Annotated in this window: 2 protein-coding genes; both read right to left on the bottom strand. The window is 58.1% G+C overall.

Translation table 11 applies throughout. From position 1 onward, the window contains the following. Window positions 1-156: 156 nt before the first annotated feature. Window positions 157-465, bottom strand: coding sequence for a recombinase-like helix-turn-helix domain-containing protein (locus AACX88_RS17510; protein ID WP_004144765.1), 309 nt, complete (start codon window positions 463-465; stop codon window positions 157-159). Then, window positions 462-637, bottom strand: a 176-nt coding sequence (locus AACX88_RS17725; protein WP_422614456.1) for a Rieske (2Fe-2S) protein, incomplete at its 5' end; no start/stop codon positions are given. The genes AACX88_RS17510 and AACX88_RS17725, both read right to left, overlap by 4 nt.

Consider the following 637-nt stretch of genomic DNA (forward strand, 5'->3'; position numbering starts at 1 on the left):
TGGCCGTCTTTATTACGCCAGACCACGATCTGCTCGCCGAGGCGGGTAATGCCCACCGGCGCTGACTGCACTTCCCAGCTCGCCAGTACCGGATACCACAGGCCGCGTAACCCTTTATCAAGATAGTTTTGTACCGTTGTCGTCATCGCTGTGTCCTCAGTATCCGTTTACCTGCAAAAATGCCTGGAAGCTGCTTTCGCTCCACGGTTCACCCTGCTGGTCGTGCATTCTGACGCCGTTCAGGCCGTTCACCAGCTCGCCCAGGCTTTCCGCGCCCTGCTCAAAGAGCGTTTCCAGGGTGGCGATAAGCTGAAGCTCCCAGTTTTCCGGCACCCGGCTGCGGGTTTGCCAGATCAGATTGTGGTAGTCGCCAGGCTTATGAATATTGCCGTTGCCGCCTTCCGCCGGCGGCGTAAACTGACGGCTTTCCGGCAGCGCCGGGTTGAAGTCCAGGGATTCGCTCATGCCACGTTCTCCTCGATAAAGGTAATCTGGATCTGATTGTCGTAGACCCGCACCGGGTAACGATTCAGGTTACGGCCGCCAGGGCCGTGAAGACATTGGCCGGTTTTGACGTCGAATACCGCTTCATGCAGCGGACACTCCACCTTACCGTCCTCGACAAAGCCCTGGCTCA

Origin of the sequence: Brevibacterium metallidurans (assembly GCF_037101285.1) — a bacterium.
Taxonomy (GTDB): domain Bacteria; phylum Actinomycetota; class Actinomycetes; order Actinomycetales; family Brevibacteriaceae; genus Brevibacterium; species Brevibacterium metallidurans.

Coding starts and splice junctions, on each gene's coding strand:
- AACX88_RS17510 (WP_004144765.1), bottom strand. CDS start 465: ATGAGCGAATCCCTGGACTTCAACCCGGCGCTGCCGGAAAGCCGTCAG.